General features: G+C 74.6%; 2 protein-coding genes. Both read left to right on the forward strand.

The window, feature by feature from the left end:
- The first annotated feature begins 120 nt into the window (after window positions 1–120).
- The gene (locus EST54_RS30945; RefSeq protein ID WP_244942648.1) at window positions 121–8,550 is read left to right on the forward strand and encodes a type I polyketide synthase; all 8,430 of its coding nucleotides are present in this window, start codon (window positions 121–123) and stop codon (window positions 8,548–8,550) included.
- A 46-nt stretch (window positions 8,551–8,596) separates the two neighbouring features.
- The coding region (locus tag EST54_RS30950) for a type I polyketide synthase (protein WP_135796912.1) at window positions 8,597–11,517 on the forward strand (2,921 nt) is incomplete at its 3' end.

Here is an 11,517-nt window from a genome sequence, read left to right on the forward strand (position 1 = left end):
ACCCCCACCCCCATCGGCCTCCCCACCTACGCCTTCCAGCACCAGCGCTACTGGCCCCGGTTCACGGGTCTGCCTGCCGGCGATCTTGGCTCTGCCGGGCTGGTGTCCGCTCATCACCCCTTGCTGGGTGCTGCCGTCTCTCTCGCCGACAGCACGGGCAGCACGGGCGGTACGGACAGCGCAGGCGGTCGGGACAGCGCGTACGGGACGGCCGAGGGCGGGGCCGTGGTGTTCACGGGGCGGGTGTCCGTCGCTGCTCAGCCGTGGCTCGCCGAGCATGTCGTCTCGGGCTCGATCCTGCTCCCCGGTACCGCCTTCCTGGAGCTGGCCGTCCGTGCCGGGGACCAGGTCGGCTGCGGGCAGGTGGAGGAACTGACGCTGCAGGCGCCCCTCGTCCTGCCGGAGCGCGGTGCCGTACAGCTCCAGGTGGCCGTCGGGGCCGCGGACGAGTCCGGACGCCGGACGCTGAGCGTCTACTCCCGGCCGCAGGACGCGGAGACCGAACAGCCCTGGACACGCCACGCTGCCGGCGTACTCGGCACGGACAGCGCGGCGCCCGGGGCGGACCTGTCCCAGTGGCCGCCCGCCGGTGCGGAGCCCGTCACCGTCGAGGGGCTGTACGAGGGGCTGACGGCGGCGGGATTCGGCTATGGGCCGGTTTTCCGCGGTCTGCGCCAGGTATGGAGCCGTGGCGACGAGTTGTTCGCCTCGGTCGAACTTCCGGAGAGCGCCGTCCCCGACGCGGCCGGCTTCGGACTGCACCCGGCGCTGCTGGATTCGGCGCTGCACGCGCTCGGACTCGTGGCCGCGGACCAGGCGGACGAGGGCCGGGGCAGGCTGCCCTTCTCCTGGTCGGGGGTGACGCTGCACGCGTCCGGAGCCTCGGTGCTGCGGGCCCGGCTGTCCGTACACGGTCCCGACGCGGTCGCCCTGGAGCTGGCCGATGCCTCGGGCGGGCCCGTCGCGACGATCGACTCCCTGGTCCTGCGACCGGTGTCGGCGGACGGGATCGCGCAGGCCAAGGCCGGCCGGCAGGACACCGCGCTGCACACGATGGACTGGATCCCGCTGCCGGAGCCCACCGGGACCACCGCTCCCGCGGTCCCCGTCGAAGTCCCGGATCTCGATTCGCTTCCCCAGGGTGAGGTGCCGTCCCACGTCCTGCTGCGGATGGACGCTCCCGGCGGTGACCCGGCCGCCGCCGCGCACACCGCGACCCATCGGGCGCTCGGGCTCCTCCACGCATGGCTGGCCGAGGAGCGGTTCGCCGCGGCCTGGCTGGTCGTCGTCACCCAGGGCGCGGTCACCGTGGACGAACGGCGACCGGATCCGGCGCTGGCCGCCGTCTGGGGGCTGATCCGGTCGGCGCGTTCGGAGAATCCGGACCGGTTCACGCTGGTCGATCTCGACGGGGCGAGCGAGTCCCTCGCCGCGCTCCCCGCCGCGCTGGCCTCCGACGAGCCCGAACTGGCCGTACGCGCAGGCCAGGTCTACGTCCCGAGGCTCAGCAGGCACGTACGGCCGGACGCGCTGCCGGTGCCCGGGCAGAGCGGCGCGTGGTGCCTGGACATCGCGCAGAAGGGCACGCTGGAGAACCTGCACCTCGCGGATTCGCCCACGGCGCAGGCCGAGTTGGGCGCCGGGCAGGTGCGGATTGCGGTACGCGCCGCCGGTCTGAACTTCCGTGATGTGCTGAACGCACTCGGCATGTATCCGGGTGACGCCGTGGCGCTGGGGATCGAGGGCGCCGGCGTGGTCACTGAGGTCGGTCCCGGGGTGACCGGGTTCTCGCCGGGCGACCGGGTCATGGGGCTGTTCACCCAGTCCTTCGGTCCCCTCGCGGTGGCCGACGGGCGCACCCTCGCCCGGATACCCGAGGGCTGGTCGTTCGCGCAGGCGGCGTCGGTTCCGGTGGTGTTCCTGACGGCGTACTACGCCCTGGTGGACCTGGGGGAGCTGCAGGCGGGCGAGTCGGTGCTGGTGCATGCCGCCGCGGGTGGCGTGGGGATGGCCGCGGTGCAGCTGGCGCGGCATCTGGGCGCCGAGGTGTTCGGTACCGCGAGCCCGGGGAAGTGGGAGACCCTGCGGTCGTCGGGTCTGGACGAGGCGCATATCGCGTCGTCGCGTGATCTGGACTTCGAGCGGTCGTTCCTGGCGGCGACTGACGGCCGGGGTGTGGACGTCGTGTTGGACTCCCTGGCGCGGGAGTTCGTGGACGCTTCGCTGCGGCTGCTGCCGCGGGGCGGGCGGTTCCTGGAGATGGGCAAGACCGACGTCCGTGAGCCGGAGCGGGTCGCGGCGGAGCACGAGGGGGTGCGCTACCAGGCCTTCGATCTGTTCGACGCCGGTCCGGAGCGGATCGGGGAGATGCTGACGGCGCTCGTCGCCCTCTTCGAGCAGGGTGTGCTGCGGCCGCTGCCGCTCACCGCGTGGGACGTACGGAAGGCACCCGAGGCGTTCCGTTACCTCAGCCAGGCCAAGAATGTCGGCAAGGTCGTGCTGACCATGCCGGTTCCGCTCGATGCGGAAGGGACGGTCCTGGTCACGGGCGGTACCGGTGGGCTCGGCGGGCTGGTGGCCCGGCATCTGGTGGCCGAGCACGGGGTTCGGCACCTGCTGTTGGCCAGTCGCCGGGGGCCGCGGGCTCCGGGTGTCGACGTGCTGCGCGAGGAACTCGCGGCTTTGGGCGCGGAGGTCACCGTCGCCGCCTGTGACACCGCCGATCGCGAGGCGCTGCGCGGGCTGCTCGGTTCCGTCCCGCCGCGGCACCCGCTGACCGCGATCGTGCACACGGCCGGGGTGCTCGACGACGGGGTGCTGTCCTCGCTGACGCCCGAGCGGCTGGATGCCGTGCTCGCGCCGAAGGCGGACGCGGTGAGCACCCTGCACGAGCTGACCCGGGACGAGGACCTGGCGGCGTTCGTCGTCTTCTCCTCCGTCGCCGGCATGTTCGGCGGCTCGGGGCAGGGCAACTACTCGGCGGCGAATGCCTTCCTGGACGCGTTCGCGCAGGCCAGGAACGGTGAGGGACTGCCCGCCACGTCACTGGCATGGGGCCCGTGGGCCCCCGGCGCGGGGATGACCGGCGAGCTGACGGACGCCGACCTCACGCGCATGGCGCGGGGCGGCATGCTGCCGTTCACGGCCGAGCAGGGCATGGCGGCGTTCGACGCCGCATTCGGGACGGCCGAAGCGGTCTACGCACCGGTGCGGCTCGATCACGCGGCGCTGCGGGCACCGCACTCCGCGCCGCCGGCTCTCCTGCGCGCTCTGGTGACCGGGTCCGCCCGGCGCTCTGCCGCGTCGGCGTCCCCCGGTGACGCGGCGGAGAGCCTGCGGACCCGGCTGGCCGCGCTGCCGGTCGCCGAGCGGGAGCCGGCGGTGCTGGATCTCGTCCGCACGCAGGCCGCGCTCGTGCTCGGGTACGCCGGCCCCGAAGCCGTCGAGCCCGCACGGGACTTCCGTGGCCTGGGCATCGACTCGCTCACCGCGGTCGAGCTGCGCAACCGGCTGGGCGCCGCGACCGGTCTGCGGCTGCCGGCGACGCTCGTCTTCGACTACCCGTCGCCGGTGGCACTGGCCCGCCAAGTGTGCACCGAACTGTTCGGGGACGAGCCGGCCGGCACCCCGACTGCCGTGGCCGACCGGCCGGCGACCGGCGAGGAGCAGCTCGCCATCGTCGCCATGAGCTGCCGGTTCCCGGGCGGGGCGGGCAGCCCCGAGGAGTTCTGGCGGCTGCTGGCCGACGGCGTGGACGCGCTGTCGCCGCTGCCGGCCGACCGGGGCTGGCAGACCGACGACGACGCGGCCCGGGTCGAGGGCGGATTCCTCTACGACAGCGGCGACTTCGACGCGGACTTCTTCGGCATCTCGCCGCGTGAGGCGGTCACCATGGACCCGCAGCAGCGGCTGCTGCTGGAAATCTCGTGGGAGGCACTGGAGCGCGCCGGGATCGACCCGGCGGCGCTGCGCGGCAGCCGCACCGGCGTGTTCGCGGGGACGAACTACCAGGGCTACGGCTCGGCCGCGCACACCCTGCCCGAGGGTACCGAGGGGCAGTTGCTCACCGGCCATGCCACCAGCGTGACGTCCGGCCGGGTCTCCTACGCCCTCGGGCTCGAAGGCCCCGCGGTCACCGTCGACACGGCCTGCTCGTCGTCGCTGGTGGCGCTGCATCTGGCCGCCCAGGCCCTGCGGCTCGGGGAGTGCGATCTCGCCTTCGCGGGCGGGGTGACCGTCATGGCCACCCCGGGTGCCTTCGTGGAGTTCGGCCGGCAAGGGGGACTGGCGGGCGACGGGCGGTGCAAGGCATTCGCCGACGACGCGGACGGCACCGGCTGGGGCGAGGGCGCGGGCATCGTCCTCGTCGAGCGGCTCTCCGACGCGCGGCGCAACGGGCACCCGGTGCTCGCCGTGCTCCGCGGCTCCGCGGTCAATCAGGACGGCGCGTCGAACGGTCTGACCGCCCCCAACGGTCCCTCCCAGCAGCGGGTCATCCGAGCCGCGCTCGCCAACGCCGGGCTCGACGCCCATGAGGTGGACGCGGTCGAGGCACACGGCACCGGGACCTCGCTGGGCGATCCGATCGAGGCGCAGGCGCTGATCGCCACCTACGGTCAGGACCGCGAGGCGGACCGGCCGTTGTGGCTGGGGTCGGTGAAGTCGAACATCGGACACACCCAGGCCGCGGCCGGCATCGCCGGTGTGATCAAGATGGTGCTGGCGCTCCAGAAGGGCGTGCTGCCCCGCACCCTGCACGTCACCGAGCCGTCCTCGCACGTCGACTGGTCGGCCGGCGACGTGCGGCTGCTGACCCGGGCCGTCGAGTGGCCACAGCGTGAACTGCCGCGCCGGGCCGCGGTGTCCTCGTTCGGGATCAGCGGCACCAATGCGCATGTGGTGCTGGAGCAGTGCGGGGCGGCGGCGGACGGCGGGCCGGAGGGGAGCCACCCCCTCGACGGCACGGTGTCCGCCGATGTCGTGTCCGGCGAGGCCGTGCGTGCCGGGGGCGACGGGCCCGGCGGTCAGCCGGAGCCCGTCGTCTGGCCGGTGTCGGCCCGGTCCGCCGCCGCGCTACGCGACCAGGCGAAGCGGCTGCGCGCCCACCTCACCGACCGCCCGGAGCTGCCGGTCCGCGATGTCGGGTACGCGCTCGCCACCACCCGGGCCGCCTTCGACCACCGGGCGGCGCTGGTCGCCGGGGACCGCGACGCGTTCCTGAAGGGCCTTGCCGCGCTGGCCCGCGGGGAGGACGCGGCGGAGCTGGTGCGCGGGCGCGCGGACACCGGCGGGAAGCTCGCCTTCCTCTTCAGCGGCCAGGGCTCCCAGCGCGCCGGCATGGGACGCGAGCTCCATGCCCGCTTCCCCGCCTATGCCACGGCCTTCGACGAGGTCTGCGCGGAGTTCGACCGCTACCTGGAACGGCCGCTGCGCGAACTCGTCTTCGCGGACGAGGGCACGCCCGAGGCCGCGCTGCTCGACCACACCGCCTACACCCAGCCCGCGCTGTTCGCCGTGGGAACGGCACTCCACGCCCTGGTGGAATCGTGGGGGATCAAGCCCGACGTGCTGATCGGCCACTCCATCGGAGAGCTGACCGCCGCGCACGTGGCCGGGGTGCTGACCCTTCAGGACGCGTGCCGTCTGGTCGCCGCCCGCGGCCGGCTGATGCAGGCACTGCCGGAAGGCGGCGCCATGATCGCCGTCCAGGCCGCCGAAGAAGAGGTGGCGCCCCTGCTGGCGGGTCTGGCGGACCGGGCGGGAATCGCCGCGGTGAACGGGCCGTCGGCCGTCGTCGTCTCCGGCGAGCAGGACGCCGTCACCGAGATCGCCGGACAGCTGGCCGAACGCGGGCGAAAGACTAGGCGTTTGCGGGTCAGCCATGCGTTTCACTCTCCACTGATGGACGCGATGCTGGCGGAGTTCGGAGAGATCGCGCGGGGAGTGCGCTATGCGCCGCCGCGCCTCCCCGTCGTCTCCAACCTCACCGGGGAACCGGCGGCCGACGCCGACCTGACCTCGCCCGAGTACTGGGTGCGGCATGTGCGGGAGGCCGTCCGCTTCTGCGACGGCATCCGCCGGCTGGAGGCCGACGGCGTACGGACGTATCTGGAGCTGGGTCCCGACGGCGCCCTCGCCGCCACGGCATGGGAGAGCCTGCGCGAGCCCGATGAGGACACCGCCGCGCTCCCCGTCCTGCGGCGCGACCGGCCCGAGGTGCGCAGCGCCCTCCTTGCCGCCGCGAGCCTGCACGTACGCGGACTCGGGACCGGGCCCGCCGCGCTGTACGGCACGGGGGCGCGCCGTGTCGAGCTGCCCACCTACGCCTTCCAGCGCCGTCGGTACTGGCTGGAGCCGGCCGGTGCGCAGACCGCGGCCGATGCGGCGCAGTCGGTGGACGACCAGTTCTGGGCCGCCGTGGAGCACGCCGACCCGGGCGAGCTGGCCGAGCGTCTCCACCTGGCCGGTGACGCTCCGCTGAGCGAGGTCCTGCCCGCGCTGTCCTCGTGGCGCCACCAGCAGCGCGAACGCACCATCGCCGACGGCTGGGAATACCGGGTCACCTGGCGGCCGGCCGGCGAGGCCCCGGCTCCGGTGCTGTCCGGCACCTGGCTGCTCGTCCACCCCGCGGGCCGCGGCGGCCATGCCTGGGAGACGGCGATCGCGGCCGGGCTCACCGCCCATGGCGCGGCCGGGGTCGTCCCGGTCGAGGTCGACTGCGGCCGCGCCGACCGCAAGTCGCTCGCCGACCAACTGGGCACCCTGCTGGCCGAGTCGGGCCCCGTCGTCGGCGTGCTGTCACTGCTGGCGACGGACGAGGAGCCGCACCGCAGCCAGCCCGCCACGCCCGGCGGGCTCGCCGCGACCATGGCCCTCGTCCAGGCCCTCGACGACCTGGGCACCGGCGCACCCCTGTGGTGCGCGACCACCGGAGCCGTGGCGGTACGGGAGCGCGAGGCCGTGCCTTCCCCCGTACAGGCCGCGGTGTGGGGCCTGGGACGGGTCGCCGCGCTGGAGCAGCCGCAGAGCTGGGGCGGTCTGGTCGATCTGCCCGCGGAGCCCGATGAGCGGGCCGTGGCGCGGCTGTGCGCGGTCCTGGAGGCCGGGCCGGGCGAGGACCAGGTCGCCGTCCGCGGCTCGGGGGTGTTCGTCCGGCGACTGGTCCGGGCCCAGGCCCCGGACACCGCCGGGCCCGGCACCGACGAGCCGTGGACGTGCGCCGGAACCGTCCTGGTCACCGGGGGCACCGGGGCGCTCGGCGCGCACGTGGCCCGCCGGCTGGCCGACCGGGGCGCCGAGCACCTGATCCTGGTGGGCCGGCGCGGTGCGCAGGCCGAGGGCGCGGCCGAGCTGCAGGCCGAACTGACCGCCCGGGGCACCCGGGTGACGGTCGCCGCCTGCGACGCGGCCGACCGTGAGGCGCTGGCGCGGCTGCTGGCCGAGCACCCCGTCGACGCGGTGTTCCACGCCGCCGGCGTGCTCGACGACGGGCTGATCGCCGGGCTCGACGGCGCCCGCCTGGACGCCGTGCTGCGATCCAAGATGGCGGCCGCGGCGCATCTGCACGAACTGACCGACGGCCTGACGGCGTTCGTGCTGTTCTCCTCCTTCGCCGGTACGGCGGGCGCGACCGGCCAGGCCAACTACGCCGCCGCCAACGCCTATCTGGACGCCCTGGCCGAGCACCGGCACGCCCTGGGCCTGCCGGCCACCTCCCTCGCATGGGGCCCGTGGGCCGGCGCCGGGATGGCGGCCGGCACCGCGGGCGACGAGCAGCTGGCCGAGCGCCTCACCCGGGGCGGCATGGGCACGCTCGACCCGCGGCTCGCGGTCGATGCGCTGGAGCGGGCACTCACCCGTGGCGAGACCACGCTGACCGTGGCCGACGTGGACTGGGCGCGGTTCGTACCCGGCTTCACCGCGGTGCGGCCCGGCGCGCTGTTCTCCGACCTGCCGGAGGCCCGACGCGCGACCCCGGAACGTGAGTCCGCGGACGGTGACGGGCCGGGCGGTCTGCAGGCGCTGCGCGCGCAGCTGGCCGGCCGGAGCGAGCCGGACCAGGAACGCGTCCTCGTCGCCCTCGTCCGGACCAGTGTCGCCGGTGTCCTCGGGCACGACTCGGTGGACGCGATCGACCCGAAGCGGGCGTTCAGCGAGCTGGGCTTCGACTCGCTCATGGCCGTCGAGCTGCGCAACCGGCTCGGTCTCGCCACCGGCACCCAGCTGCCCGCCACGCTGCTGTTCGACCACCCGACCGCCGCGGCCCTCGCCCGCCATCTGCGGACGCAGGTCGCGGCGGGGGAGCCGGCCGGGGCGCTGCCCGCGCTCGCCGAGCTGGACCGGCTGGAGGACCTGCTGGCGGAGGTGGCACCGGACGATCCGCAGCGGGCCAGGATCGCCTCCCGCCTGCAGACGCTGCTCACGAAGTGGCACGAGTCGCAGGACACCGAGGCGGCGCCGACGGACGACGCCGGGGTGAGCGACCGGATCAACTCCGCCACCGCAGACGAGATCTTCGACTTCATCGACAACGACCTCGGCATGTCATGACACGCCGGCCGAAGGACCCCCGGAACCGCCACGTGGATGAGGGTGCATGAACGAACAGAAGCTCCTCGAGTACCTCAAGAAGGTCACCAACGACCTCCACCAGACCCGCCAGCGCCTCCAGGAAGTCGAGGCCGGGCGCCAGGAGCCGGTGGCGATCGTGGCGATGAGCTGCCGTTTTCCCGGTGGGGTGGGTTCGCCGGAGGAGTTCTGGCGGCTGCTTGCGGGTGGGGTGGACGCGATCGGTGAGTGGCCGGCCGACCGTGGCTGGGACGTGGAGGCGCTGTACGACCCGGAGCCGGGTGTGCCCGGGCGCAGCTACACCCGTGCCGGCGGTTTCCTGGACGATGTCGGTGGTTTCGACGCGGGGTTCTTCGGGATTTCGCCGCGTGAGGCGGTGGCGATGGATCCGCAGCAGCGGTTGCTGCTGGAGACGTCGTGGGAGGCGTTCGAGCGGGCCGGGATCGATCCGGTCGCGCTGCGCGGCAGCCGCACCGGCGTCTTCGCCGGCACCAACGGGCAGGACTACACCGCACTGCTGCTCGGCGCCGCGGAGGGGCTGGAAGGCCATATCGGCACCGGCAACGCCGCGAGCGTGGTGTCCGGCCGGGTCTCCTACGCGCTGGGCCTGGAGGGGCCCGCGGTCACCGTCGACACCGCCTGCTCCTCCTCCCTCGTCGCCCTCCATCTGGCGGCGCAGGCCCTCCGGTCGGGGGAGTGCGACCTCGCGCTGGCGGGCGGGGTCACCGTGATGTCCACGCCCGGTCTGTTCCTGGAGTTCAGCCGGCAGCGCGGACTGGCCGCGGACGGCCGCTGCAAGGCGTTCGCGGACGCGGCCGACGGCACCGCCTGGGGCGAGGGCGTGGGCATGCTCCTGGTCGAGCGGCTCTCCGATGCCCGGCGCCACGGGCACCCGGTGCTCGCCGTGCTCCGCGGCTCCGCGGTCAACCAGGACGGCGCGTCGAACGGTCTGACCGCCCCCAACGGCCCCTCCCAGCAACGCGTCATCTGGCAGGCGCTGTCCGGCGCGGGCCTGGCCACGGCGGACGTCGACATGGTGGAGGCCCACGGCACCGGTACGACGCTCGGCGACCCCATCGAGGCCCAGGCGCTCCTGGCGACCTACGGGCAGGACCGGGAGGCCGACCGCCCGCTGTGGCTGGGCTCCGTCAAGTCCAACATCGGGCACACTCAGGCCGCCGCCGGCGTGGCCGGCGTCATCAAGGCCGTGCTCGCCCTCCACGAAGGGCTGATGCCCTCGACCCTGCACCTCGACCGGCCCTCGTCACACGTCGACTGGTCGGCGGGGAACGTCTCGCTGCTCGCCGACGCCACACCCTGGCCCGATCACGGGCGGCCGCGCCGGGCCGCGGTCTCCTCCTTCGGCGTCAGCGGCACCAACGCCCACGTCATCCTCGAACAGGCCCCGGCCCCGGAGCCCGCCCCCGAGGCCGACGGTGTCCCCGGGACGGACGCCGCCTCCCGGGAGTTCGCGTTCCCGCTCTCCGCGCGCACCGCGGAGTCGCTGCGTACGCTCAGCGCCCGGCTGCACCAGCGGTTGTCCGACCGGCCGGCGCCGCCGCTGCGCGACCTCGCCTGGTCGCTGGCCACCACCCGCACGGCCTTCGAGGAACGGGCGACCGTGATCGCCGCCGACCACGAGGAGCTGCTGCGCGGCCTGGACCTGCTCGCCCGCGACGTTCCGGCTCCCGGGGTGGTGCGCGGCACGCGCGGCGCGGACGGCCGTACCGCCTTCGTCTTCCCCGGCCAGGGCTCCCAGTGGGCTCAGATGGCGACCGAACTCCTCGATACGGACGCGGAGTTCCGCGCCCGCTTCACCGAGTGCGCCGAGGCCGTGGAACGGTTCGCCGGCTGGTCCCTCGACGAGGTACTGCGCGGCGCGGAGGGGGCGCCGTCCCTCGACCGCGTGGATGTCGTCCAGCCCGCGCTGTTCGCCGTGATGGTCGCCCTGGCGGGGCTCTGGCGCGCCCGCGGGGTGGAGCCCGACGCCGTCGTGGGGCACAGCCAGGGCGAGATCGCCGCCGCCTGTGTCGCCGGGGCGCTGAGCTTGGACGATGCCGCCCGGGTCGTCGTCCTGCGCAGCCGCGCGCTGACCGCACTCGCGGGGCGCGGCGGCATGATGTCCGTCCTGCTGCCGCTGCCCGAGGTCGAGGAGCGCCTCGCACCGTGGGGCGAGGCCATCTCGGTCGCCGCCGTCAACGGCCCGCGCTCCGTGGTCGTCTCCGGAGCGGCGGACGCCCTCGACGAGCTGTTCGCCGCGCTGGAGGCCGACGGGGCCCAGGTCCGCCGGATACCGGTCGACTATGCCTCGCACTCCGCGCAGGTCGAGGAGATCCGTGAGCAACTGCTCGCCGACCTGGCACCGGTCAGCCCGCGCAGCGGCGCCACCCCGTTCTTCTCCACGGTGACCGGCGACTGGATCGACACCGGCCGGCTGGACGCCGAGTACTGGTACCGCAACCTGCGCCGGACCGTACGCTTCGAACACGCCGTCCGCTCCCTGGCCGAACAGGACTACCGCGCCTACATCGAGGCCTCACCGCACCCGGTGGTGACGACCGCCGTGCGCGAGACGCTCGACGCACTCGACATCGCGGACGCCGCCGTCGTCGGCACCCTCCGCAAGGGGGAAGGCGGCCCCCGGCGGTTCCTCACCTCGCTCGCCGAACTGTCCGTCGCCGGCGGGCCCGTCACCTGGCGCACGGTCCTCGACCCCGCCCGGACAGGCGGCACCGCCCGGCGGATCGCCCTGCCCACCTACCCCTTCCAGCGGCGCCGCTACTGGCCCGAGCCCGCCCCCGCCCTGCGCGGCGGCCCCGGCGACGCCACCGACTCCCGCTTCTGGGAGGCCGTCGAGAGCGGCGATGCCGACACGCTCGGCGCCGCGCTGGCCCTCGACCCGGCCACCCTGGACGCGCTGCTCCCCGCACTGTCCGACTACCGCCGGCG

The organism is Streptomyces sioyaensis (assembly GCF_004122735.1).
Lineage (GTDB): Bacteria > Actinomycetota > Actinomycetes > Streptomycetales > Streptomycetaceae > Streptomyces > Streptomyces sioyaensis.